Source organism: Brucella sp. GW823-FHT04E01, assembly GCF_058796175.1.
On the sequence record NZ_JBXAIK010000004.1, the window covers coordinates 201,624 to 225,495 of the forward strand.

The window sequence follows — 23,872 nt, forward strand, 5'->3', positions numbered from 1 at the left end:
ACCAATAATATATTATTCTTTTCTTATATAACTGAAATATAAATAATAATTCATAGTTGAAGACACGAATATTTTATGTTCAATAATGTTTTCTTGGACAGTGCGTCCGAGTATACGGTTCTGGGGCTCATTAATTTCAGAGAGAATCTTTTTATGAAAAGCTATCGCGTAATCGGTCTTGCATTCACGCTTGCAACCATTTCCGGCGCTTCGGCCTTTGCGGCTCCACTTCCAGGTGGAGCTAGCACCCTTCAGGAGACTTACCAAGACTGGACCGTTTCCTGTCAGAGCCAGAAGGAAACAAGCATCTGTGTGATGCGTCAGGACCAGAGCAGCACGCAGACCGGCCAGCGCGTTCTGACCGCGGAATTGCGCAATGTGGAAGGTAAGGTCGAAGGTGTTCTGCTGATGCCATTTGGCCTTGATCTTGCCAAGGGCGCAGCTCTCAAGATCGACGAAGTTGCCGGACCGAACCTCGCTTTCTCTACCTGCCTGCCGCAGGGTTGCCTGGCGCCGGTCAGCTTCGAAGCAAAGCAGGTTGCAGCTCTCAAGGCTGGCACCAATATCAACGTCACCACAACAGCCCTGAGCCCAAGCCAGCCGGTCGCCTTCAAGGTTTCGCTGAAGGGCTTCGGCGCAGCGCTTGACCGCATCACCGCACTGACGAAGTAAGCTTCAAAACTTTGATGAAAAAGCCATACGCCCGACGGGCGTATGGCTTTTTCTTTTGTCAGGCCGGATGCGCCGAGATATGCGCGAGATGCCTGCGCCATCGCAGCGTCATCAATACCGAGACAATACCGAGACCGGCGGCAAGGCCGAGCCAGATACCGACCCCACCCAGTTCAAACTGGAATGCAAGCAAGGCACCCAACGGCAAACCCACACCCCAATAGCCGAATAGCGCCAGGAACATCGGAATGCGTGTATCGCGCAATCCGCGCAACATGCCCGCGGCAACGGCCTGTGCACCGTCAACGATCTGGAAGAGAGCCGCCAGCGCAAGAAATGTGACAGCCAGTTCCATCACTGGCAGGTTCTGCGGATCGTGCAGATCGAGAAAAACACCAATGAACACGCGCGGGATGAGAACCATGAGAAGCCCCATCACGGCCATGAAACCGACGCCGAGCGCATAGGCGCTCCAGCCTGCATAGGCGACAGCCTGAGGGTCGCCGCGGCCATAGGCACGGCCCACGCGCACGGTTGCAACCTGACCGAAACCGAGTGGCACCATGAAGCTGAGCGATGCAATCTGGATCGCCACGGCATGAGCCGCCATGGCCGTCGGCCCGATGCGGCCCATCATCACCACTGCAGCATAGAAGATCGAAGTCTCGAACACGAATGTCAGCGCCATTGGAATACCAATGCGCCATAGTTCACGCAGGCGCGCCCAGTCGGGACGCCAGAAGCGGCCAAACAGGTGATAGCGGCGGAAGCGGTGGTGACGCACCGTGATGAATGCAAGCCCGAGGAACATCATCGTGCTTGACGCTGTTGTGGCGATACCGGCGCCGTGCAGTTCCATGCGCGGGAAACCGAAGTGACCGAATATCAGCGTCCAGCCGGCAAGCGCGTTGAAGCCGATGGCAAGGGCCGCAATAAGAAGCGTCCACATCGGCTTTTCCATCGCCGCAAAGAACGAGCGTAGAACAATATATCCGAGATAAGGCAGCAATGCCCATTGCAGCGTGTGCATGAAATCCGTCGATCGGGCAGCTATATCCGGGCGCTGGCCGAGAAACAGGAATATCTCCTCGCAATGCCAGAGCACGATCCAGACCGGGATCGAGATCATTATGACCGTCCATAGTCCCTGTCGCACCGTGCGGCGCACATCGCGAACCGAATGACGGTTCTTGCCAAGCGCGATGGCGATCATCGGCATGACGGCCGAAACGAGCCCCATCGAGAAGATCATGAGCGTATGATAGAAGCTGGTCGCCAGCAGTGCCGAAGCGAGCGTATCCGCTCCAAGACGGCCGATGAAGATGACGTCGGTTGCAGTCAGCGCTGCCTGCGAAAGATTGGTGAAGATCAGCGGCCAGCCAAGCTTCAACGCTGCCGCCATCTCCCTGCCCCAGCGTTGCGTGCCGGATTCATGCGGCCCCCGAAAGCCCGCATCGATTGTCCTGTCCATTGTCCGCTCCCCGAAGCATCCGGGGCCGTCAATCCGCCGGATGTTCCATTTGAATGAGGCCACGCCCCGGAACATCAGAGACCATGTCAATCTGAGAAGAGGCGCGGAAATACGATCATCGACCGTCCCATGCCGGCTAAGGGTGTCCATCGCCAAGAGAGCGATCACACCCCAACTTTTCGGGTTGCTCAATTTCTAACGGGAACGTTGTGTATGTTCCAGAAACTGATCCGGAGCCAAGCGGGCTGCGCATCGATTTGCACAAAATAAGAGCACAATGGATATCAGACTTGCTTAAAGAAGCAACACATCTCGGAATGGATTTTTCATCTCCTGACACTGAGGGGAATGGAATCCTCATTCTGACGCGAAAGCGCAATTGCCCGTCCGATAAAGGATTGACGCTAACGCCCTAACCGATAGGAATGATTGCATTAATTGCAGGAGGCGTCATGCGCAGCACCAAAGTCATCCATATTGTCGGCTGTCACGCAGAAGGCGAAGTCGGTGATGTCATTGTCGGTGGCGTGGCCCCTCCTCCCGGCAAGACTGTGTGGGAGCAGTCGCGCTTCATCGCCAGCGACGAGACCCTGCGCAATTTCGTGCTGAACGAGCCGCGCGGCGGTGTGTTTCGCCATGTCAATCTGCTGGTGCCACCAAAAGACCCGCGGGCGCAGATGGGTTTCATCATCATGGAGCCAGCCGATACGCCGCCCATGTCCGGGTCCAATTCAATCTGCGTCTCCACCGTTTTGCTGGATAGCGGCATTATCCCGATGCAGGAACCCGTGACGCGCATGGTGCTGGAGGCGCCGGGCGGAATCATTGAAGTGGAAGCCGAATGTCGCAACGGCAAGGCCGAGCGCATCAGTGTGCGCAACGTTCCATCTTTCGCTGACCGTCTGGATGTCTCATTGGAAGTTGAAGGCCTTGGCACGATCATTGTCGACACGGCTTATGGCGGTGACAGTTTCGTCATTGTCGATGCAGCTTCTATCGGAATGAAGATCGAGCCGGGCCAGGCGCGGGAACTTGCCGAAATTGGCGTGAAGATTACCAAAGCCGCCAACGAGCAGCTTGGTTTCCGCCATCCTGAAAAAGACTGGAACCACATTTCCTTCTGCCAGATCACCGAGCCGGTTACGCGCGACGGCGATGTGCTGACTGGCGTGAACACCGTTGCCATTCGCCCGGCCAAACTCGACCGTTCCCCGACCGGCACTGGCTGCTCGGCGCGCATGGCAGTTCTGCACGCGAAAGGCCAGATGAAGGTCGGAGAGAAATTTATCGGGAAGTCCGTGCTGGGCACGGAGTTTCATTGTCGATTGGACAAGGCTCTGGAGCTTGGTGGCAAACCGGCCATCAGCCCCATCATTTCCGGTCGCGCTTGGGTGACGGGAACTTCGCAGCTCATGCTCGATCCGAGCGATCCGTTTCCGAGTGGGTATCGTCTCTCGGATACCTGGCCAAATATGCCAGAGTAAGCCAGAGCAAAGCGCCAATAAAAAACCCCGCACAAAGCATGGCATTGGGCGGGGTTTTCTTTACTCATTCAGATGAGGCTTACGCGAAGTCGAGTGCGCGGTCGCCGTCTTCATCCTTGATGCGCGATGGCAGGCCGATCTGGTTGAGGATGTGGAGGAACGGCTTTGGATTAAGCTCTTCCACATTCACCATCTTCTTCACATCCCATTCACCCGAGGCGATCAGGATTGCGGCCGCAACCGGCGGAACGCCAGCGGTATAGGAAATGCCCTGCGAACCCACTTCGTTGTAAGCGTCCTTATGGTCGGCAACGTTATAGATGAAGACTTCCTTCTCCTTGCCGTCCTTGGTGCCCTTGACGAAATCACCAATGCAGGTCTTGCCGGTATAGTCTGGTGCCAGCGACGATGGATCAGGCAGAACGGCCTTGACCACCTTGAGCGGCACGACTTCCAGACCTTCGGCAGTCTTGACCGGCTGTTCGGACAGGAGGCCCAGATTGTTCAGCACCGTAAAGACGTTGATATAGTGATCGCCAAAGCCCATCCAGAAACGCACATCTGCGTTCGGGTAGTTCTTAGACAGCGAATGCACTTCATCATGACCAGTCATATAAGCCTTGCTCGGGCCGACGACAGGCAGGTCAAAGGTGTGGCCGACTTCGAACATCTTGTTCGACTGCCACTGACCGCCCTGCCATGAATAGACCGTGCCGGTGAATTCGCGGAAGTTGATTTCCGGGTCGAAGTTGGTCGAGAACCAGCGGCCATGCGAACCGGCATTGATATCGACGATATCGATGGATTTGACTTCATCGAGATAGTCGTCAGCAGCCAGACGTGCATAGGCATTAACCACGCCCGGATCAAAGCCAATGCCGAGAATGGCGGTGATACCCTTCTCTTCGCATTCCTTGAGATGCTTCCATTCGTAGTTGCCATACCATGGCGGGGTTTCGCAGATCTTCTTCGGATCTTCATGGATCGCGGTGTCCATGTAAGCCACGCCCGTATCGATACAGGCGCGAAGGACCGACATATTGAGGAAGGCCGAGCCGACATTGATGACGATCTGAACGCCCGTCTTCTGGATCAGAGCCTTGGTGGCTTCAATATCCAGCGCGTCCAAAGCATGCGCTTCCAGCTTCACCTCGGTCTTGAGGCTCTTCTTTTCATGCACGCTATCGATAATCTTGCGGCATTTCTCAACCGTGCGGGACGCAATATGGATATCGCCCAATATGTCAGAGTTTTGCGCACATTTATGTGCAACAACCTGTGCCACGCCCCCGGCGCCGATAATGAGAACGTTCTTCTTCATTTTCTGTCGATGCTTCCTCTTCCAGCGGTTACCCGCCATCTGTTAACCGTCCCGATTGCCTTCTCACCCGGAACACATGAATTCATTGCAGTTTGAGGGCTGCAAAAGGATCTTTAAGAAAGCGACCCTTCAAAATCCGCATAATCAAATTCGCGGACTAATTTGACCCTGCCATCGAGTTCACGCACGGCAATGGCTGGCATCTTCACGCCATTAAACCAGTTCTTCTTGACCATGGTATAACCGGCTGCATCTTCAAATGAGAGGCGGTCCCCAATGGAGAGCTCCTTGTCGAAAGTGAACTCGCCGAAAATATCGCCAGCAAGGCAGGATTTGCCGCAAACCATATAGCTGTGCCCGCCATTGTTGGGCGCCATCTTCGCCTTTTCGCGATAGATGAGCAGATCGAGCATATGTGCTTCGATCGAGCTATCGACGATGGCGAGGTTCTTGCCGTTATAAAGCGTGTCAAGAACCGTCACTTCCAGCGTCGTGGTCTTGGTGATCGAGGCTTCGCCCGGCTCCAGATAGACCTGCACGCCGAACTTTTCCGAAAACGCCTTCAGGCGCGCGCAGAATTCATCGACGGGATAATTCTCACCGGTGAAATGAATGCCGCCGCCAAGGCTGACCCATTCGACACGATGCAGAAGCGAGCCGAACTTTTCTTCGATATCGGTCAGCATCTTGTCGAAAAGACCGAAATCGGAATTTTCGCAATTGTTATGGATCATAAAGCCGGTCACGCGGTCCATGACCTTTTCGACCTTCGCAACATCCCATTCGCCAAGACGGCTGAACGGACGCGCCGGGTCAGCCAGATCAAAGGTCGAAGACGAAACGCCTGGGTTCAGACGCAAGCCGCGCTTGATATGCGCTGCCTTGTCGGCAAAACGCTCCAGCTGACCGATCGAATTGAAGATGATCTTGTCGGCGTGGCTGATAACTTCGTCGATCTCGTTATCAGCATAGGCCACGCTATAGGCATGGGTTTCGCCGCCAAATCTTTCATGGCCGAGACGCACTTCATTGAGCGATGACGACGTGGTGCCGTCCATATATTCGCTCATCAGATCAAACACCGACCACGTGGCAAAGCATTTCAGCGCCAGCAGAGCCTTGGCGCCGGACTTTTCGCGCACATAGGCAACCTTTTCCATGTTGCGCTTCAGCTTGGTCTTGTCGATCAGGTAGTAAGGCGTCTGGATCATGAGAGTTCCGGGTCGTCCAAAGGGGAAATCTGGCCTCGCCAGCAAGGCTGGTTTGCCAAGTTGAGGAAACACACAGGTGGTTTCCCAAATTATTCGAAGGCTTATAGGAAGCTTGTGACAGAAACACAAATCCGCCACAGCATTATCGGGAAAAAATTTCCCCACAAGCTATCGCGGATTACTTCCCGACCTTCAGCAGGTGAGCTTCATATAGAGCTTTCTGCAGGAATTTGAACCCCTTCCCTCTTCTAGAGCGGTTCCGGTTGATAAGAAGTCGTTGGAACCGCTCTATCTGTTTGTTTTTACGCATGTCTTTATCCCGAAACTGGTTCCCGCTTTCGGGAGACATGCGCTACCCCTTGCCCTGCCGTTTTCATTGAAAGTCTTTGCCCGGACAAATGGCTTCTGCCGGCCGATAGGGCTCGCTACAATCCCAGAAGTATCATCAAATTAATTAAACAAGCATTTGCTTGACAAATTACAGCCCCGGGCGTAGCCATTTTCTCCATGTTCGGGGCGACCTCATTCAGACTTTCGCCCGCACGATGACAGTCAAAGGAAAATGAAATGCAGGATCAGAAGCCGACCGCCGGTTGGGGAGACCTGTTCGCAGGCAGAAACGCTATCGTCTCGCTGACGCTTGTCGGCGGTGTCGCGCTTCATGCCATCAACGTGTTCATCGCTACAACCATTCTGCCAACAGTCGTCGCCGACATTGGCGGCATGGACTATTATGCGTGGAACACGGCGCTGTTCGTGACTGCATCCATTCTCGGCTCGGCTCTCGTGCCGCGCCTGCTTTCCCAGGCAGGCCCGCGCAGCGCCTATCTGATCGCGGCGATAATCTTCGCTGCCGGAACCCTGACCTGTGGTCTGGCTCCATCTATGCCTGTCATGCTGGCGGGGCGCGCCATACAGGGTCTTGGCGGCGGCATGATGCTCGCCCTTTCCTATTCCATGATCCGCATCGTTTTCGACGAAGCATTGTGGCCACGCGCCATTGGCCTCGTTTCCGGCATGTGGGGCGTGGCCACACTTGTCGGCCCTGCCATCGGCGGTGTTTTTGCGGAGCTTGGCATCTGGCGTGCCGCCTTCTGGTCGCTCGCGCCGGTGATTGCTGTGTTCACCATCATGGCTATGACGGTGCTGCCACGTGAATCCGGCTCCGCCGCCAGCAATGACCGGCTTGCCTGGCCACAGCTCATCCTTTTGACCGCTGCAGTCCTCGCCGTTTCTGCTGGAAGTATTTCATCCGAACTGGCGTTCAATGCCGGAGGCGTCGCGCTTGCCATTATTCTGCTGCTTCTCCTCGCAGCCGTGGAAAAGAAAGCCAGCAGGCGCATTCTGCCGAAAGGCTCGTTCAGCATCCAGAAACTCGGCGCGCTTTATCTGACCCTCGCCTTCCTCAGCGCATCCGTCACCAGTTCCGAAGTCTTCGTGCCGCTGTTCTTTCAGGTGCTGCACAACCAGTCGCCGCTTGTTGCGGGTTATCTGGCAGCCATCATGGGCGGCAGCTGGACACTTGGTTCCATCGGATCGTCAGGGATTGCCGCCGGGCGTACCGACCGTGTCATTCTGGCCGCCCCCGTCATGGGCGTGGCGGGCATGGTTACGCTGGCCGTTCTCATTCCGGCTGGCAGCGAAGGACATTGGTACGATCTGCTGCCGATCTGTATCGCGCTGGCCGTCATCGGCTTTGGCGTTGGCCTGACATGGCCGCACCTGCTGACCCGCATTTTCAAGCGTGCCGACGCAGAGGATCAGAATCTGGCTTCCGCATCCGTGACCATGGTGCAGCTTTTCACGACCGCCCTTGGCGCAGCACTTGCAGGAATGGTTGCCAATATGGCTGGCCTCACCAATCCCGGCGGATTTACCGGCACTGCACATGCCGCACTTTGGCTCTTCTCCGGCTTTGCCATTCTGTCTGCACTGGCATTCGTGTCGGCACTCGCTCTGGTCCGCAGCGCGAGACAGCCGCAACCGGCATAGTGCTAAAAGGATGGTTAGGCGGTCGGCGCAATAACGTAAGCACAGCGCCGCGCACCGGCCAGAATATGCTCGGTGCGATTTACAGAAACATCAGGGCCAAGCACGGCCCTGAATACCTGAAGCTCTGATCTGCAGAAGCCCTGACAGGCATCTGCAGCGGCGCAGATAGGACAATGATTTTCGATGAGCAGCCAGGAACCATCGTCCCGCTTTTCGGCATCAGCCATGTAGCCTTCGGCGGAACGAATGTCGGCAAGTTCCTTCACTCGCTGGTCGAGCGACAAATCCTTCAGCCGTGTCTGATATTGACGGCGCGTCTCGGTCTCGCGATGGGCGATCAGCGTGTCCAGCGCATCGTCACCAAGAATGGTACGCACCGAATGAAGAAGCTGAACCGTCAGATCGGCATGCGTATCGGGGAAACGTTTGTTACCGGCTTCGGTAAGATCCCAGAACAACGAAGGGCGACCAACGCCTTGGGATACGGAATGTGAGGAAACAAGCCCTTCCTCTACCAGACGCACGAGCTGTTGGCGAACGGCCTCACCTGTGGTTCCCAAATGTTCCCCGATGGTCGCGGCGGTCTGCGCTCCCCGCATCTTGAGCGAGAGCATGATCCTCTCCGCGGGAGAACGTGCTCCCAATTCATCGGTATTTAGAAAGTCATTCCTTGACATATGTGCCATTCTCTATTTAAAGAAGGATTATCTTGTTAAATAGGTGATCAGGCCTGTCGAAGCAAGATAATTCTGAATTTTCAATATTCAAACCGGCTTTCGTCAAAGCCAGAGTCCACACCGGGATAGATCCTCAGGATGCTGAACGGTGATTATGCTCAAGCGATCAGGAGTTTTAAAATGAGCTTCACTTTGCCACCACTTCCCTTTGCAACCAACGCGCTCGAAGGCGCCGGAATGGGCACGGAAACGCTTGAGCTGCACCACGGCAAGCACCATCAGGCCTATGTGACGGCACTCAACGGTTTCGTGGAAAAAAATGACGCGCTCAAGGGCAAGTCGCTCGAAGAAATCATCCTCTTCGCCAAGGATAAGGCTGATCTAGCTCCCGTGTTCAACAATGCCGGCCAGCATTGGAACCACGATCTGTTCTGGCAGAACCTGTCGGCAACCGGCGGCCGCCTGCCTGGCGCTCTGGAAAAGAAGATCGTCGAGGATTTCGGTAGCGTCGACCAGTTCAAGGAAGCCTTCAAGGCTGCGGCCGTCGGCCAGTTCGGCTCGGGCTGGGCATGGCTGGTTCTGGCCAATGACGGCAAGCTGAAGGTCACCAAGACGCCAAATGGCTCCAACCCGCTGGCAACAGGCGAAGGCAAGGCACTATTAGGGCTTGATGTCTGGGAGCATAGCTATTATCTCGATTTCCGTAATCGTCGGCCTGACTATGTAACGAATTTCCTCGACAAGCTGGCCAACTACGAATTCGCGGAAGCCACCCTGAAGGCAGCATGACGCGCTTACATTGATTGTGATCAAGGCGTTTTGCCCGCAGCGGATGCAGTCTCCACGGAGCTGCACGACTGCGGGCAAAATGCAGCAATGACCGATAGAAACCGAACCGACCAATCCATTCCATAGGCGCCGTCCTCCCAAGCGGTGCTGGAGCAAGACAGAGACAGTTCCGAAAATGAGCAGCAACTTCAATCAGGAAACCGTCACCGACATCCATCACTGGACCGACACGCTGTTTTCCTTCCGCACGACGCGCGACCCCGGTTTTCGCTTCCAGAGCGGCCAGTTCATCATGATGGGCCTGGAAGTGAACGGCAAGCCGCTCACACGCGCCTATTCGATTGCCTCGAGCCTTTACGAAGACGGTCTGGAATTCTTCTCGATCAAGGTGCCGAACGGTCCATTGACCTCAAAGCTTCAGCACCTGAAGGTTGGTGACCAGATCATCCTGTCCAAGAAGCCGGTCGGCACGCTGCTCTATGACAATCTGAAGCCCGGAAAAAATCTCTGGTTGCTTTCGACCGGCACCGGTCTCGCCCCATTCCTGTCGATCATCCGTGATCTGGAAGCCTATGAACGTTTCGAGAAGATTATTCTCGTTCATGGCGTACGTCAGGTGGCAGAGCTTGCCTATACGGACTTCATCGCCAATGAATTACCGCAGGATGAATTCCTCGGCGAAATGGTCAAGAACCAGCTCATCTACTATCCGACCGTCACACGTGAGCCTTACAAGAATCGTGGCCGCCTGACCGACCTCATTCGTTCGGGTCAGCTCTTTGCCGATATTGGTCTGCCGGAATTCAACCACGATGACGACCGCATGATGCTCTGCGGCAGCCCGGAAATGCTGGCCGAAACCAAGCAGATTCTGGAAGAACGCGGCTTCAAGGAAGGCAGCCAGAGCGAAGCCGGACATTACGTCATCGAAAAGGCTTTTGTTGAAAAGTAAGCCCTGCCACAAGCGCTGGAAAATGAATAGAGGGAGGCGTCGGCCTCCCTTTTTCTTTAACTGTACTTATTGAGATCGTACCGCCTGCAGGAAAAACGTCTTCACACCGGCGATCATCTCGGCACGATCCATCATATCCGGGTTGGAGATGATCTCATCGACCGCACCGTGCAGCGCATTGAACAGAAGTACAGCCGTCAAACGCGTATCGGCGATTTTCCATGCGCCTGCAGCATTACCGTCGGTTAACAACGCATCGAGCCGGACGATTGCCGGATTTTCCTGCTTCATGCGACGCATGGGCGGGTGAAAATCATGGAACACCATGTCGTGGAGTTTGTAGTTGTCGAGATAGCCGGCAATTCCGGTCTCGGCCCATGCAGCCAGTTTTCCCTGCCAGTCGTCGGCGGGAAGTAGACCGAGTTGACGCTCCAATCGCTCGCAAAACCCATCGACAAATCGCTCCCGCAAGGCAAGCAGGATGTCGTCCTTGCTGCGAAAATGCAGGTAGAACGTACCTTTGGCGACGTCCGCCAGACGCACGATTTCATCCACGCTTGTCGCCGCGAAGCCCTTTTCGAGGAAGAGGGCTTCGGCTGCAGCCATCAGCTCGTCGCGACGTATTTCCGCTGGTTTGGTGCGGGGCTTGGGCTTGATGGCAGTGGAAGGCAAATCAATCTCCAAAACTTCAGGTCGCTGCCAATTTATCCCGGATCGCCGCCCTGTCAAAATCAAGCTGATTTGGTCGAATGACCCTATCTTCCAGCCAATGCAGCGCCGCATCGACATTGGAGAATGTGCCCGCGGGGACGCGAAACAGCTTTTCTGCATCCATGCGGCTTGCCTGTTCATAAACAGATTCCGGAACGATGTTCACCATGCCCAGCACCTGTTCGCGAATACGCTGCGCATTCTGCTGCAACCATTGTTTCACTTCCCGTGCCGAACCTTCGGGATGCGCAAGTGCATCCTCGTCCAGAAAACGGCGAATCGTGATGAAGGGCTTTCCCTCATCAAGCCATCGATTCCAGACATCAAAGAATTCACGCGTTTCGTCCAAGGTCGATGCGCCCTTCGACAAGGTGACCACGTAAGGCCAATTTTCCGTATGGTGAAGCATCACGCTTCCCTCCTGCTCGATATCCATCAAACTCTCTGTGGCAATGCCGCTTTGAGCCGTGACGGCGATCCGGCAACCGGCACGCACACAAGCAAGTTGCAGAACCACCGCACGACTCATGACTGACTATCAGTCAGTCACTGTGTGACACGAAAACATGAATTATTCAATCATGTTTTTGCATGTAGGATTCTTGCACGAGTATGGAGGCAGTTATCGCCATGAATGTGCGAGACCTAACCCTTAGCGACGGACTAGGTTTTACAGCGAAGCACGTTTGGACATTGTCTATGTGGGAGATATTGCGCCTGTCCACACAAGACGTAAAGCCTCAGCTATTCAGTTCAAAATCGAGCCCGATATCGAGGTTCGGCGCGCTGTGCGTGGTCCAGCCAACCGAGATCAAATCAACGCCGCTGGCTGCAACCGCCGCCACCGTTTCCGGCGTAATGCCGCCCGAGGCTTCGGAAATGGCGCGGCCGTCGATAATCGAGACCGCCTCGCGCAATTGCGCAGGCGTCATATTGTCGAGCAATACAGCGTCCACACCAATGGCCATCGCCTCCTCGAGCTGTTGCAGCGTATCGACCTCGACCTCGATCTTGACCATGTGACCAGCACCGGCCTTGGCGCGTTCGATAGCCTCGCGCACACCGGCCGCAACGGCGATATGATTGTCCTTGATGAGCACCGCATCATAGAGCGCGAAACGGTGGTTCATGCCGCCGCCTGCCCGGACTGCATATTTCTGCAAGGCGCGCAGACCGGGCGTCGTCTTGCGGGTGCAGACGATGGAGGCCTTTGTGCCAGCCACAGCCTTGACCAGATTAGTCGTCGCCGTGGCGATGCCGGACAGATGGCCAAGGAAATTCAGCGCCGTCCGTTCTCCTGCGAGTATAGAGCGGGACGAGCCGGAAACCCGGGCGACATCCTCCCCTTTTTCAAGAGACTGACCGTCCCGCGCCAGACGTTCGAATGTGACATCCGGATCGACCAGACGAAATGCCATTTCAGCCACGTCCAGCCCGGCGATAACGCCCGGCTGGCGCAGGCTGAACAGCATGGCCGAGCAGTGTTCTTCCGGCACCACCGCATTGCTGGTAATATCACCAGCAAGCCCCAGATCTTCCAGAAGCGCAGCGCGCACCAGCGGTTCGACGACAAGCGGAGACAAGCGCGGCAGGTTCATCATGCAGTCCTTGTAACAGGGTGAGGCGCGGCAATGTCGCGTGCCAGTGCGAAAGCTGCCGGAAAGGTGAAAAAACTGCGGACTGGAGCCGCAATTTTGGCGGGATAGTCGGTGCGGGCATGACTGCCACGCGACTCGCGCCGTTCATATGCCGCAACCGCAGCAACCAGCGCCACGGCTGCGGCATCGTCGGTCTCCGCGAGGGGGAGAAGGGTGGTGATTGCAGAGCGCAAACCTTCTTCATCACGCAGCAGGCCAAGATGGCTGGAAACGACGCGCCGCGCCGGTTCGGGATCGGCGCTCTGCGGCAGGCTGACCGGCACGGGATGCCGCACGGCGGCCGCCTCTTCACAGCCAAGCGCGCGGGCGACGCGTAGCCCCATGGCGGCAGCTTCAAGCAGCGAATTGCTGGCCAGCCGGTTGGCGCCGTGCAGGCCGGTGCAGGCCGCTTCGCCCACAGCCCACAGCCCCGGCAGACTGCTGCGCCCGTCGGCGTCGGTCCTGATGCCGCCCATATGGTAATGCGTGGCCGGTCTGACCGGGATCATATCACTGGACGGATCAATGCCATGCTGTTTGCAAAGCGCGTCGATACCGGGAAACCGGGTTGCAAAACGCGCACCCAGAGCCGCGCGCGCATCCAGATAGACCTTGCGCCCTTGTGCAATCTCGTTGCCAATGGCACGCGCCACCACATCACGGGGCGCAAGCTCACGGCCCGGAATATCAGCCATGAACTGCTCGCCACGATCATTGACGAGCTTAGCGCCCTCCCCGCGCACCGCTTCGCTAACCAGCGGCAGACGCGGCGCAGAAACGGCAAGCGCGGTCGGGTGGAACTGCACGAATTCCATATCGGCAAGCACAGCGCCAGCGCGGCCTGCCAGAGCGGCACCTTGGCCGAGATTGCCAAGCGGCGTGGTTGTTGCCTTATAAAGTCCGCCGATCCCGCCCGTCGCCAGCACCACGGCGGTTGCTGCAACCGGTCCGAGATTTTCAAGACAGGCACCGACCACACGGCCATCCTGCTTGATCAAACGCAGGGCGCGGGTGTTTTCCAGAACTGTGATCGAAGGCGTTGCCAGAACCTTTGCGGTTAAAGCTCGTATGATGCCCGCCCCCGTCGCGTCGCCATCCACATGCACAATGCGATGGCGACTATGGGCGGCTTCCAGACCGAGCGAAAACGAACCGTCCGCCTTGCGGTCGAAGTGCACGCCATGCGCTTCCAGCGCGGCAATGACTTCCGCGCCTGCCGCCACAATCTCCGCAGCCACGCCCCGGTCACACAGGCCGTCGCCAGCCGCAATCGTATCGGCCAGATGCAGCGCCGCGCTGTCATCCGCGCCAACACTTGCGGCAATGCCGCCTTGCGCCAGCATGCTGGAACCGGACAGGCCGAGGCTTCCCGCTGTCACCAGCAACACCGGCTGCGGAGATAGTGTCAGCGCCGTCATCAGACCGGCAAGACCGCTGCCGATGACGAGAACCGGGAGCGGGGCCGTGTTCATACCGCCAGCATCCGTTCGACGGCGCGCCGGGCAGGCTCCATCAGTGCTGCCTCGACGGTCACTTCATGGCGATTGTTTTCCAGCGCATCGCGAATGTTGGCAAGCGTGATCCGCTTCATATGCGGGCAGAGATTGCACGGGCGGATGAACTCGACATCGGGGTGATCGACAGCGACATTGTCGCTCATCGAGCATTCGGTCAAAAGCACGACACGCTGCGGCTTTTTCTCGCCGACATAATCCGACATGACCGCCGTGGACCCGGCGAAATCGGCAGCTTCCACCACGTCCGGCGGGCATTCAGGATGGGCCAGAACCACCACACCGGGGTGGCTCTCGCGCAATTCGCGAATATCGTCGGGGGTGAAGCGTTCATGCACCTCGCAATGGCCATGCCAGGCGAGAATTTCGACATCGGTTTCGCGCGCCACATTCTGCGCCAGAAACTCGTCGGGGATCATCAGCACGCGCGGCACGCCGAGCGATTCCACCACCTTTTTGGCATTGCCGGAGGTGCAGCAAATATCGGATGCCGCCTTCACGGCAGCGGATGTGTTGACATAAGTAATGATCGGCACGCCGGGATGCGCTTCACGCAGCAACGCCACATCTTCCGGCGTGATGCTGTCGGCCAGCGAACAGCCCGCCCCCATATCCGGGATCAGCACTGTCTTGCCTGGATTGAGCAGCTTGGCCGTTTCGGCCATGAAATGCACGCCCGCCAGCACGATCACATCGGCATCGACCTCCGCAGCCTTGCGCGCCAGCGCCAGACTGTCGCCGACAATATCGGCCACGCAATGGAAGATTTCCGGTGTCTGGTAATTATGCGCAAGGATAACCGCATTGCGCTTTTTCTTCAGTTCGAGGATCGCCGCAACGTCGTCCTCGAAGCCCAGCCACTCCGCCTTCGGCAGGACTTTGGCCACGCGATCATAGAGTTGCGAGACGGAAACATGATCGTTCATGGGTGATCTCCCGAGTGCATCCATTATACTCAACTTGAGTATTTCATTTTTGCGAAGTTATACTCGATTCGAGTATATTGTCAATCGCGAGAGATTGGCAGCTTGGCACCAGCCAGATGGCGCTCGGAAAGGGCGCGTTCCTCGACAATCGAGTAGCGGAAACGGAACAGTTTTGCCGGGCGACCGCCGGTTTCGCTGTCGCTTTCGCCGGTTTCCTCGACGAGATCCTGCTGTTCGATCAGGCGGCGGAAATTCTGCTTGTGCAGGCGCAAGCCGGCCAACGCCTCGACGGTGCGTTGCAACTGCAGCAGGGTGAAACTTTCCGGCATCAACTCGAACACCACCGGGCGGTATTTGATCTTGGCACGCAGCCGCGCAATTGCCGTGGCAAGGATACGGCGATGATCGGCAAACATGGAGCGGCCGTTCTCGTCTTCCTTCATTCCGGCCTCGGCCACCAGACCAGCCTCGAACAGCAGCTCATAACGTTGCAGTACAAGGTCTTCGTTCCAGCGCCCGCTCCACTCTCCGCTCTCAAAGCCGAAGGTGAAAGCGATGCGCCGCATGCGCTGCGCTGTCAGCTCCGGCGTTTCGGCCCGATAGGCCCAGACAAGCAGCGCATTGTTGAGATGCTCCATGATCGCCGGTTCGCCCTGACGGTGATCTTCCCACGGCAGATAATCATACCAGCCGCGCCAGCCCGCCTGCCCCGCCGCCGCATCGCTTTCGCGCACGAGGCCCAGATAGCTGATCGAGATGATGCGCTCACCCTGCGCATGGCGGTCACGGTCGGCAAAGGTATAAAGCTGCTCCAGATAACCGACCGGATGTGCGGTTTCCGACTGCACCCAGGCGCGCAGACCCGATTGCAGAGAACGATGCTCGCTTTCGAACGGACCCGACGGTAAAGCTTGTCCCTGCCGCACAGTCATGACGCGCGGCTGTTCACTGGTCACAGCCGTCAGCACGGCAATCAGTTCGGTATGGGCAATATCGTCGGTCACGGCAACTCCGGAAAACAGTTCCGACATTGAACGCGATTGACGAATAAATACAAGGCGCTACCGCCATACGGCACAGGTTTTGCTATTCAGCCCTTGGGTTTCGCGCCGAAAACATGCTCCGGCCCCGGAAATGCACGCGCCTGCACCTCTTCGGCATAGGCTTTGGCTGCATCGGAAATCTGCGGCGCCAATTGCGCAAAACGCTTCACGAAACGCGGCGTGAAATCCTGAAACAGCCCCAGCATGTCGTCTGAAACCAGTATTTGTCCATCACAGGCAGCCGAAGCCCCAATGCCAACCGTCGGAATGGCAAGCGCTGCGGTAATCTCTCGCGCCAGCGGCTCCACCGTACCTTCAATGACCAGCGCGAAAGCACCGGCATCGGCAATGGCCTGTGCATCGCGGCGAATCCGGTCGGCTTCCTCGTCGCCACGTCCAAGTGAGCGGAAACCGCCGACCGTATTGACCTGCTGCGGCATCAGCCCGACATGACCGAACACCGGAATACCCCGCTTGACGAGGAATGCGACCGTTTCGGCCATTTCCTCGCCGCCTTCGAGCTTGACGCCGTCGCAGCCGGTTTCCTGCATCACACGAGCCGCATTGCGGAACGCCTGTTCCTTTGATTCCTGATAGGAACCGAACGGCATGTCGACGATGACGCAGGCCCTCTCGGCCCCGCGCATCACCGCCTGCCCATGGGCGATCATCATGTCGAGCGTGACAGCAAGGGTGGAATCCATGCCGTAAAGCACCATGCCGAGTGAATCCCCCACCAGCAGCAGGTCGCAATGCGGATCGAGCAGACGCGCAATCGGTGTCGTATAGGCGGTGAGGCTGACAATCGGGCGCTCGCCCTTGAGGGCCGAAATGGCCTTCGGCGTCAGTCGCTTCTGTTTAACGGATGCGCTCATCTCAGGCCGCCTGTTCCTGCGCGACATGCGCGATCACGCGATTATCGAGAAGCCGCGTCGTGCCAAGCCGCACGAACAGCGCGACGAGCACCGGACGCCCCTGAACCGATGTCAGGCGCTCAAGCGTCACCGGATCGCGGAGTGCCACCACTTCCGGCGTCGCCAGCGGTTCCGTGGCAATGAAAGTGCGAATTGCCGCTTCCAGCGCATCGGGATCATCCACGCCGGACCGATAAAGTCGCTCGGCCTCATCGAGTGCCTTCGGTACGATGATGGCGGCGGCGCGTTGTTCGGGCGTTAGATAGACATTGCGGGACGAACAGGCGAGCCCGTCATCCTCCCGCACCGTCTCGACGCCGACCACTCGCACCGGAATGGCCATGTCCTCCACCATGCGGCGGATGATGACGAGTTGCTGAAAATCCTTTTCGCCGAAATAGGCGGTGTCCGCGCCGACGATATTGAAGAGCTTGCTCACCACCGTCGCAACACCGGCGAAGTGGCCGGGACGCGCCTCGCCTTCCATCTGGTTGCCGAGGGTTGGCACATCCACCACCGTCTGCATCGGCTGCGGATACATGTCGCTGACCGCTGGCGCGAAAAGATAATCGACATCCGCTCCGCGCAACAGAGTGGCATCCCGTTCCAGATCGCGCGGATATTTGTCGAGGTCTTCATTCGCGCCGAATTGCAACGGATTGACGAAGATGGACACGACGGTCACGTCATTTTCCGCTCTGGAGCGGTGAACCAGTTCAAGATGGCCTTTATGGAGGTAGCCCATGGTCGGCACGAAGCCGATGCGTTTTCCAGCCCGCCTTGCTGGTGCCAAAACCTGACGCAATTCCTCAATGGTGCGGATGATCTGCATGAGGTCCTCCTCGCGGCCCGAATTTGTTGGCCGCGAGTCCTACAGCGTCAGCTCAAATATGACAACTGCAGAGGAAAGAACGCTGTCAGCATACTTTACTGCGTGGGGGTAGTTACCGCGCCAACCGTATTGCCGACAGCACGACCGAAACGGTCAATCTGCTCGTCATAGGTTTTGCGCGTGTTCGGATCGAACACGGCAATCGGCGCTGTCACCACCAGCGAGGCAGCCGTGCCGACACCCTGTGCCGTACCCATCGCTACCGCCCCCAGACGATCACCGAGGCCCACCTGCGAATCCGTGATGGTCTGGCCTGCAACAAGGCGCTGACCGATCAGCTGCACGACTTCCGGACTTGCAGCAAACTTGCCATGGTTGAGACGGTCACCCGCCTTCAGCTGTGTCAGGTCGATAACGGTGATGCCTGCTTTTTCCAGCTCGGAGCGATAAGGCTCGATTGACGGATCGATCTGGCCGAGACGGTCGATATTGCCCGAAATGCGCCGTGACAATGCAAGCGCCTTGTCATCCCGCGACGTGAACAACGTGAAGCGCGGATGCTGCTTGCCCATGGCAAGGAACTGCTTGGAGAACACATCGACGTCGAGATCGGGCGATGCCAGAATGACATCCGTTATCTTGGCATTGACGCGACCGTCGCGGATCGCCATCTGCCGCAGAGCCTCAACCGTCAGCCAGCTGCCCATCGAATGGGCCATGACAGTGATATCCTTGACCTCGGGTTCACGCGCGATGGCGCGCAAGATCTGTTCCAGCGCATCGCGGGAATAATTGGTACTTTCCTTGTCGTAGTTGTAGTCGAAAACACTGGCGCGCGATGGCCAGGTAAAGATCACCGGTGCAACATCGGCACCGGAATCGTGCACGATCTGCGCAAAGCGATAGACGGAATCCTCGAACGTATTGTTGAAGCCGTGCACGAACACCATTACGCGGCGGCTTTTAGTCAGATGCGGGCGGACCCAGCCTGCCATTTCCACATCGGTCTTGACCGGTGTCACGCTGACGGTGGTGAAATCCTTCTGCGGATTTGGCGGCAGCTTCTTGGGCCACTGCACTTCACCCGCCTTGCGGTTCTTTTCCGGCGGAATGGACACAACGATCTCGTTGAGCGACACGAGCTTGTCGCGTTCGCCGGAGAAAAGAATGCCGGGATTATCAGACGGACGGCGCGTGGTGGCAACGACAAGATTCACCTTCGTCGTACCGGGCGAAGCGACATCGCCGACCGGGATAAGCACGCCTTCAGGCCGGCTGGCGCAACCGGCAAGCACAGACAAAAGAACAAGCAACGCAGGGGCAGTCTGAGAAAAAACGCGCCGCAAAACCAAACTCCCTCAACGCTACGCCAGCAGGTCTCTTATACGAGGGCGCTGAGATGCTGACGCATCACGCCCTGAAAATGCTCAATCGCCGCACAGGCTTAACCAAAACTCGATGGGTCAAACTCATCTAGTTTTGGTATTACACCCGAACTTTGAGGGTTAATATATTCTTTACCTGAAACCTTCTGCCAAGCCCCAATTATCCACCGTTGTCGGAACGCAAGGCGATTGCGGCTTATGGGTTACACACTGTTCAACAGGTGATACTTTCCTCACGATCAGCCCAGACCGATATATCCCCCAACAGCAACTCCGTTTCTGAAGGAGGCACATTATGGCATTGGAACTGACAGGGCTGCACCATCTGACAGCCATTACCGCCGATGCGCCCGGCAACCGGCGCTTCTATACCGACACGCTCGGGCTTCGGCTCGTCAAGAAAACCGTTAATCAGGACGACACCAGCGCCTACCATCTGTTCTACGCAGACGGGCTGGCTTCGCCCGGCACGGACATCACCTTTTTCGACTGGCCGGTACAGCGCGAACAGCGCGGCACCAACAGCGTCGCCCGCACCGGTTTGCGTGTGAACGGTGTCGAAAGTCTCGATTGGTGGCGAAAGCACCTTAACGATAAAGGCGTCCAGACGGGCGATATTTTCGAGGTCGCGGGACGGGCTGCTCTCGACTTCGAAGACCCGGAAGGGCAGCGCTTGCGCCTGACCGATGATGGCGGCGCGGGTGAGGCACATAGCTGGGACCGGAGTCCCGTGCCTGCTGAAAGGCAGATCAGAGGTCTCGGACCGATTACGCTTAGCGTTCCCGAACTGGCGCCGACCCAGATCATTCTGGAAAAGGTCATGAACATGCGCCAGACCGGCGATTACGCTTCGCCTGACGGCGAAGGCCATGTCCATGTCTTCTCCATGGGGCCGGGCGGTGCCGCCGCCGAACTGCATGTCGCGGTACAGCCGAACCTGCCGACTGCATGGCAGGGTGCGGGCGCCGTGCACCATGTGGCCTTCCGCACGCCGGATCAGGAAAGCATGCAGGAATGGGTCGACCGTCTGCGGTCCGTGCGCATGCCGTCAAGCGGCGAAGTGGAACGTTACTACTTCCGCTCGCTCTACTTCCGCGAGCCGAACGGTATCCTGTTCGAAATCGCTACCGACGGTCCGGGTTTCGCTGTTGATGAACCACTTGAAAGCCTTGGCGAGAGCCTGTCGCTTCCACCTTTCCTCGAAGGAAAGCGCGAAGCCATCGAGCGTAACCTGAAGCCCCTCGATTAATATAGTAAAAGGGCTGCGGAATTCTCCGCGGCCCTTTTATTTATATCTTGTCCCGAAGCCAGTCGCTTACAATGAGGATATCTTCATCGATGAGTGCATGCCCTGCTTCGACCGTGCTGATGGTAAGCGCCGCCCCGTCGTCTCTCAGGACTTTTTCCAGCGTTCCGGTCTCATCGCCGAACGGATCGGAAGCACCATTCATCAAAAGCACTGAAGCATCCGACAAATCCGCACCATCGGGCTGCTCCTCCAGAACCTCCTGACCGCGCAGAAGAACCGCCGTGCGAACCACATGCGGATGCAGGCGTATGAAAGCCGCCAGCAAATTTGCGCCGTTGGAGTTCCCGATAAAGGCTGTCCGATTCAAATCGATACCATAAGCGGCGGCGGCACCTTCAACGAAAGCCTCGAATGCCTGCGCTTCAAACTGAATATCGGCCTGATCGAATTTTTTCAGATCGAAGCGGCGGAACCAGCGCTGGATACCCTCTTCCGTGCTGCGTCCCCGTACCCCCAGAAGGGTTGCGCGCGGCGCAGCCTTGCGGGCGAACGGCATCAGGTCGTTTTCGTTTCCACCAGTGCCATGCAAAAGCACCAGTGTACTGCCATCCGGGTCTTCCGGCTGGTGTATCCGATGAACGAAAGGCAGATCACGATAGATGACGCGCTCTTCGCCCGGCAGAGCGAATTGCGGCATTCGTGCCCGAATGGCATCGGCCTTTTCTTCATTACCGGGCGGCACAAACAGGAACTGGCCCAGTTTCTCGACCGGCTCGTCTATTGCAAAGCCCGGTGCATCAGTTGCAAATTCGAACAGCGTTCCGCCCGGTTCGCGAACATAGAGCGACGTGAAATATTTGCGGTCGTGCACATTGACGGCGCTGGAATTAAGCTTGGAAAGCTCCTTCTCCGCCATTTCCACGTCGCCAGTATCTGCAGCACGAAAAGCGACATGATCGGCAATGCCCGTGCCGGGGATGCCCGGCCAGAAGCCGCCGGCGTCACGCACATCGATGGCGTCGCCGGAATCCGACAGAAGACGATCTATCGTGCCTTCTTTCGCCGAAGGCCTGAAACCGAAATAACGTTCGATGAAACCTGCCGTCTGTTCCGGCGCTTCGGACAGAATAGTCGCGGCACGCAAACGCCTGACGGCGCAAGCTGGCGGAATGCCTTCGCTTTCCCACGCATCATTGGCGGCAAGATCGCAGCCGACAAGCTTGACGATCACACCGTCGGGATCGCGCAGGCGCAGAACAGGTTCGCCAAACTCCTGAACCGGTCCTTCGGAAGGCACATGATAACGCAAGGCGCGTTCGAGCCAGAAACCGATGGCCGTGCGATCGATGGCAAGCGCGATTTCGCTGACCTGACCGTGGCCAACACGCCCCTTGGCACCATCTTCCCAGACCAGAAACGTAATCAACGATCCGGGCGTGCCCGAGCGGTCGCCATAGAACAGATGCAGCTGCTCGGCATCCTCGAACCCGCCTGTTTGCTTGACGATACGCAGCCCCAGAAAGCCGGCATAGAAATCGACATTCGCCTGCACTTTTCGGGTGATGAGGGTGATGTGGTGGATGCCGCTTGTCATGGACACTGTCTCCCCGATTCAAAACTTGAATCAGAGATAGAGCAGATGCTGCAGCTTGCCTATGGGGCTATGCAGTTACGCATTGTCAACGCACGGAGTTGAAAGCGAAGCAGGATGCAGGGGAGCTAAAAAAGAAAAAGGCCGCGCGGGAGGAGGATGCGCGGCCTGATCTTGAATACGGCTTGGGAGGAGGAGTGCCGCATTCCTTATCGAGTTCTGGGAGGAGGAGTGAACTCGATGAAGAGATATTTACCCGCCCCCCTTCACTGCAGCAACGGTCATTAATGCATATCAGTTATGCAAAGACGTTGATGCTCAAGAAAAAGGCAGATTCGCTAATACAGAAAACGCCCGGAAACCGGGCGTTTTTAAAGAATGGCCTGTAAAATTAGGCTCTCACAAAAAGTGGGCAATCAGGGGAGCAGCAAGCACATTCACGAGGCCAACAAGCACCATGACCAGCCCGGCAATCGAACCTTCTTCGCTACCGATCTGGTGGGCCTTGGCCACACCGGCTCCGTGCGCACCCATACCGAAAAGGGCTCCGCGTGCCAGCGCGGAGCGGATCGGCAGCCAGTTGAGCATGACTTCACCGAGAGCTGCACCGAACACACCTGTCAGCACCACGAAGATTGCTGTCAGGTCAGGCGTTCCACCAATGTCGCCAGAGACGGTCATCGCAAACGGTGTGCTCATTGAACGTGGCATCAGGCTGAGGCTGATTGCTTCGTTGAGGCCCAGCAGATGCGCCAGACCCCATGCGGAAGCCATGGCAGACGAACTTCCGACGACCACACCGGCCAGAAGCACCGGCCAATAGCGGCGGATCGTTGCGCGCTGCTGGTAAATCGGGACCGCAAAAGCAACCGTTGCAGGTCCAAGCAGCGCAACCAGCCAGTGGGTAGCACCGAAATAGCCGCGATAGTTCTGATTGAGCCCAATGACCAGCGCTATCAGCAACAATGGCGTAACAACGAGCGGCGTCAACCACCACATCGGAAAGCGGCGATAGACGCGCTTGGCAGCTAGATAAAGCAGGATCGTCGCGGCAGACCAGAAAAGCGTCGCAACAAGCGGATTACTTAGCGACATAACGCAGGCTCCAGCGGTAGCAGAGATCAACCGTCAGTGCGGTGACACTCATGACCGTCAACGTGCCGAGCAAAATCACAGCCATGATTTTCAGACCGAGCAGACCGAGCAGTTCCTTATGCTCGAGAATTGCAAGCACTGCGGGAACGAAGAAGAGCAACATTTCTGCTAGAAACCATTCTGCGCCGCGCTTCATGCTGAACAAGCTAACACGACCGCTCAGGAGCAGCGCCAGCACCAGCGCCATACCGACAATGCCACCCGGCAGAGGCAGACCGACGAGGCGGACGAAAAGCTCACCCGCCAGCCAGAAACCGACCAGCGTCGCAATCTGCATCAGACGGCTGTGATGCAGTGCGTAACGAAACCGGATCAAAAGGCTGTGGGCGTTCATGTGCTTTTCCAA

Annotated in this window: 22 protein-coding genes; 6 read left to right on the forward strand and 16 right to left on the reverse strand. The window is 57.3% G+C overall.

The genetic code is table 11. The features are described from left to right. The first annotated feature begins 153 nt into the window (after nt 1–153). Nucleotides 154–672 (forward strand): invasion associated locus B family protein, encoded by a 519-nt coding sequence (locus AC1RHM_RS16150; protein WP_010658264.1) that lies wholly within the window; start codon nt 154–156, stop codon nt 670–672. A 58-nt stretch (nt 673–730) separates the two neighbouring features. On the opposite strand, the gene AC1RHM_RS16155 is transcribed toward AC1RHM_RS16150, so the two are convergent. After that, nucleotides 731–2,143 (reverse strand): MATE family efflux transporter, encoded by a 1,413-nt coding sequence (locus tag AC1RHM_RS16155; protein WP_010658263.1) that lies wholly within the window; start codon nt 2,141–2,143, stop codon nt 731–733. 452 nt (nt 2,144–2,595) lie between these two features. Here AC1RHM_RS16155 and AC1RHM_RS16160 point away from each other — a divergent pair, with 452 nt between their 5' ends. Further along, nucleotides 2,596–3,627 (forward strand): trans-3-hydroxy-L-proline dehydratase, encoded by a 1,032-nt coding sequence (locus tag AC1RHM_RS16160; protein WP_010658262.1) that lies wholly within the window; start codon nt 2,596–2,598, stop codon nt 3,625–3,627. A gap of 79 nt (nt 3,628–3,706) precedes the next feature. Here the strand turns inward: AC1RHM_RS16160 and AC1RHM_RS16165 are convergent, their stop codons facing one another. Together AC1RHM_RS16165 and nspC are read right to left on the reverse strand one after the other, a co-directional pair. Next, nucleotides 3,707–4,948 carry a saccharopine dehydrogenase family protein gene (locus tag AC1RHM_RS16165; RefSeq protein ID WP_010658261.1) on the reverse strand — a complete coding sequence of 414 codons (1,242 nt, stop codon included), beginning with the start codon at nt 4,946–4,948 and terminating at the stop codon, nt 3,707–3,709. Nucleotides 4,949–5,061: 113 nt separating this feature from the next. After that, nucleotides 5,062–6,159 carry a carboxynorspermidine decarboxylase gene (nspC, locus tag AC1RHM_RS16170; RefSeq protein ID WP_151576877.1) on the reverse strand — a complete coding sequence of 366 codons (1,098 nt, stop codon included), beginning with the start codon at nt 6,157–6,159 and terminating at the stop codon, nt 5,062–5,064. A 567-nt stretch (nt 6,160–6,726) separates the two neighbouring features. Between nspC and AC1RHM_RS16175 the strand changes: the two genes are divergently transcribed. Then, nucleotides 6,727–8,151, forward strand: coding sequence for an MFS transporter (locus AC1RHM_RS16175; protein ID WP_010658259.1), 1,425 nt, complete (start codon nt 6,727–6,729; stop codon nt 8,149–8,151). A gap of 14 nt (nt 8,152–8,165) precedes the next feature. Here AC1RHM_RS16175 and AC1RHM_RS16180 read toward each other — a convergent pair whose 3' ends face one another. Continuing rightward, nucleotides 8,166–8,765: a helix-turn-helix transcriptional regulator gene (locus AC1RHM_RS16180; RefSeq protein WP_010658258.1), complete on the reverse strand. Its 600-nt coding sequence runs from the start codon at nt 8,763–8,765 to the stop codon at nt 8,166–8,168. Nucleotides 8,766–9,008: 243 nt separating this feature from the next. Between AC1RHM_RS16180 and AC1RHM_RS16185 the strand changes: the two genes are divergently transcribed. Continuing rightward, nucleotides 9,009–9,617, forward strand: coding sequence for a superoxide dismutase (locus AC1RHM_RS16185; protein WP_010658257.1), 609 nt, complete (start codon nt 9,009–9,011; stop codon nt 9,615–9,617). Nucleotides 9,618–9,792: 175 nt separating this feature from the next. Further along, on the forward strand, nt 9,793–10,569 hold the full coding sequence (locus AC1RHM_RS16190) for a ferredoxin--NADP reductase (protein ID WP_010658256.1): 777 nt from the start codon (nt 9,793–9,795) through the stop codon (nt 10,567–10,569). Nucleotides 10,570–10,635: 66 nt separating this feature from the next. Here AC1RHM_RS16190 and AC1RHM_RS16195 read toward each other — a convergent pair whose 3' ends face one another. The 9 genes from AC1RHM_RS16195 to AC1RHM_RS16235 form a co-directional block, all read right to left on the reverse strand. Continuing rightward, nucleotides 10,636–11,241: a TetR/AcrR family transcriptional regulator gene (locus AC1RHM_RS16195; protein WP_029375887.1), complete on the reverse strand. Its 606-nt coding sequence runs from the start codon at nt 11,239–11,241 to the stop codon at nt 10,636–10,638. Nucleotides 11,242–11,257: 16 nt separating this feature from the next. Beyond that, entirely contained in the window at nt 11,258–11,809 is a 552-nt protein-coding gene (locus AC1RHM_RS16200; RefSeq protein WP_010658254.1) for a hypothetical protein, read from the reverse strand. A gap of 211 nt (nt 11,810–12,020) precedes the next feature. Next, nucleotides 12,021–12,878, reverse strand: a complete 858-nt coding sequence (gene nadC, locus AC1RHM_RS16205) for a carboxylating nicotinate-nucleotide diphosphorylase (RefSeq protein ID WP_010658253.1) — start codon at nt 12,876–12,878, stop codon at nt 12,021–12,023. Further along, entirely contained in the window at nt 12,878–14,389 is a 1,512-nt protein-coding gene (locus AC1RHM_RS16210; protein ID WP_040129900.1) for an L-aspartate oxidase, read from the reverse strand. The genes nadC and AC1RHM_RS16210 overlap by 1 nt, the downstream gene beginning before the upstream one ends. Continuing rightward, a complete protein-coding gene (gene nadA, locus AC1RHM_RS16215; RefSeq protein WP_010658251.1) occupies nt 14,386–15,357 on the reverse strand; it encodes a quinolinate synthase NadA in 972 nt (323 codons plus the stop codon). The genes AC1RHM_RS16210 and nadA overlap by 4 nt, the downstream gene beginning before the upstream one ends. 80 nt (nt 15,358–15,437) lie before the next feature. Next, nucleotides 15,438–16,388 carry an NUDIX hydrolase gene (locus AC1RHM_RS16220; RefSeq protein WP_010658250.1) on the reverse strand — a complete coding sequence of 317 codons (951 nt, stop codon included), beginning with the start codon at nt 16,386–16,388 and terminating at the stop codon, nt 15,438–15,440. Nucleotides 16,389–16,447: 59 nt separating this feature from the next. After that, nucleotides 16,448–17,275: a 3-methyl-2-oxobutanoate hydroxymethyltransferase gene (gene panB, locus AC1RHM_RS16225; RefSeq protein WP_010658249.1), complete on the reverse strand. Its 828-nt coding sequence runs from the start codon at nt 17,273–17,275 to the stop codon at nt 16,448–16,450. A 1-nt stretch (nt 17,276) separates the two neighbouring features. Then, complete coding sequence (gene panC / locus AC1RHM_RS16230; RefSeq protein ID WP_010658248.1) at nt 17,277–18,146, reverse strand: pantoate--beta-alanine ligase; 870 nt, start codon at nt 18,144–18,146, stop codon at nt 17,277–17,279. A gap of 95 nt (nt 18,147–18,241) precedes the next feature. Next, nucleotides 18,242–19,492, reverse strand: coding sequence for an alpha/beta hydrolase (locus tag AC1RHM_RS16235; protein WP_010658247.1), 1,251 nt, complete (start codon nt 19,490–19,492; stop codon nt 18,242–18,244). 334 nt (nt 19,493–19,826) lie between these two features. On the opposite strand from AC1RHM_RS16235, the gene AC1RHM_RS16240 reads away from it, so the two are divergent. Then, entirely contained in the window at nt 19,827–20,780 is a 954-nt protein-coding gene (locus AC1RHM_RS16240) for a ring-cleaving dioxygenase (protein ID WP_010658246.1), read from the forward strand. Nucleotides 20,781–20,820: 40 nt separating this feature from the next. On the opposite strand, the gene AC1RHM_RS16245 is transcribed toward AC1RHM_RS16240, so the two are convergent. The 3 genes from AC1RHM_RS16245 to AC1RHM_RS16255 form a co-directional block, all read right to left on the reverse strand. Then, a complete protein-coding gene (locus AC1RHM_RS16245; protein ID WP_010658245.1) occupies nt 20,821–22,374 on the reverse strand; it encodes a VOC family protein in 1,554 nt (517 codons plus the stop codon). Between the two features lie 396 nt (nt 22,375–22,770). Next, nucleotides 22,771–23,466, reverse strand: coding sequence for an LrgB family protein (locus tag AC1RHM_RS16250; RefSeq protein WP_010658243.1), 696 nt, complete (start codon nt 23,464–23,466; stop codon nt 22,771–22,773). Continuing rightward, on the reverse strand, nt 23,453–23,860 hold the full coding sequence (locus AC1RHM_RS16255; protein WP_010658242.1) for a CidA/LrgA family protein: 408 nt from the start codon (nt 23,858–23,860) through the stop codon (nt 23,453–23,455). The genes AC1RHM_RS16250 and AC1RHM_RS16255 overlap by 14 nt, the downstream gene beginning before the upstream one ends. Between the last annotated feature and the right edge of the window lie 12 nt (nt 23,861–23,872).

Excerpts from the sequence above, each read along its gene's own strand:
- AC1RHM_RS16240 (WP_010658246.1), top strand. The coding sequence starts at position 19,827 with ATGGCATTGGAACTGACAGGGCTGCACCATCTGACAGCCATTACCGCC.
- AC1RHM_RS16160 (WP_010658262.1), top strand. The coding sequence starts at position 2,596 with ATGCGCAGCACCAAAGTCATCCATATTGTCGGCTGTCACGCAGAAGGC.
- nadA (WP_010658251.1), bottom strand. The coding sequence starts at position 15,357 with ATGAACGATCATGTTTCCGTCTCGCAACTCTATGATCGCGTGGCCAAA.
- AC1RHM_RS16255 (WP_010658242.1), bottom strand. The coding sequence starts at position 23,860 with ATGAACGCCCACAGCCTTTTGATCCGGTTTCGTTACGCACTGCATCAC.
- AC1RHM_RS16185 (WP_010658257.1), top strand. The coding sequence starts at position 9,009 with ATGAGCTTCACTTTGCCACCACTTCCCTTTGCAACCAACGCGCTCGAA.
- panB (WP_010658249.1), bottom strand. The coding sequence starts at position 17,275 with ATGAGCGCATCCGTTAAACAGAAGCGACTGACGCCGAAGGCCATTTCG.
- nspC (WP_151576877.1), bottom strand. The coding sequence starts at position 6,159 with ATGATCCAGACGCCTTACTACCTGATCGACAAGACCAAGCTGAAGCGC.
- AC1RHM_RS16220 (WP_010658250.1), bottom strand. The coding sequence starts at position 16,388 with ATGTCGGAACTGTTTTCCGGAGTTGCCGTGACCGACGATATTGCCCAT.
- nadC (WP_010658253.1), bottom strand. The coding sequence starts at position 12,878 with ATGAACCTGCCGCGCTTGTCTCCGCTTGTCGTCGAACCGCTGGTGCGC.
- AC1RHM_RS16245 (WP_010658245.1), bottom strand. The coding sequence starts at position 22,374 with ATGACAAGCGGCATCCACCACATCACCCTCATCACCCGAAAAGTGCAG.
- AC1RHM_RS16250 (WP_010658243.1), bottom strand. The coding sequence starts at position 23,466 with ATGTCGCTAAGTAATCCGCTTGTTGCGACGCTTTTCTGGTCTGCCGCG.
- AC1RHM_RS16155 (WP_010658263.1), bottom strand. The coding sequence starts at position 2,143 with ATGGACAGGACAATCGATGCGGGCTTTCGGGGGCCGCATGAATCCGGC.
- AC1RHM_RS16175 (WP_010658259.1), top strand. The coding sequence starts at position 6,727 with ATGCAGGATCAGAAGCCGACCGCCGGTTGGGGAGACCTGTTCGCAGGC.
- panC (WP_010658248.1), bottom strand. The coding sequence starts at position 18,146 with ATGCAGATCATCCGCACCATTGAGGAATTGCGTCAGGTTTTGGCACCA.
- AC1RHM_RS16180 (WP_010658258.1), bottom strand. The coding sequence starts at position 8,765 with ATGCTCTCGCTCAAGATGCGGGGAGCGCAGACCGCCGCGACCATCGGG.
- AC1RHM_RS16165 (WP_010658261.1), bottom strand. The coding sequence starts at position 4,948 with ATGAAGAAGAACGTTCTCATTATCGGCGCCGGGGGCGTGGCACAGGTT.
- AC1RHM_RS16210 (WP_040129900.1), bottom strand. The coding sequence starts at position 14,389 with ATGAACACGGCCCCGCTCCCGGTTCTCGTCATCGGCAGCGGTCTTGCC.
- AC1RHM_RS16190 (WP_010658256.1), top strand. The coding sequence starts at position 9,793 with ATGAGCAGCAACTTCAATCAGGAAACCGTCACCGACATCCATCACTGG.
- AC1RHM_RS16150 (WP_010658264.1), top strand. The coding sequence starts at position 154 with ATGAAAAGCTATCGCGTAATCGGTCTTGCATTCACGCTTGCAACCATT.
- AC1RHM_RS16200 (WP_010658254.1), bottom strand. The coding sequence starts at position 11,809 with ATGAGTCGTGCGGTGGTTCTGCAACTTGCTTGTGTGCGTGCCGGTTGC.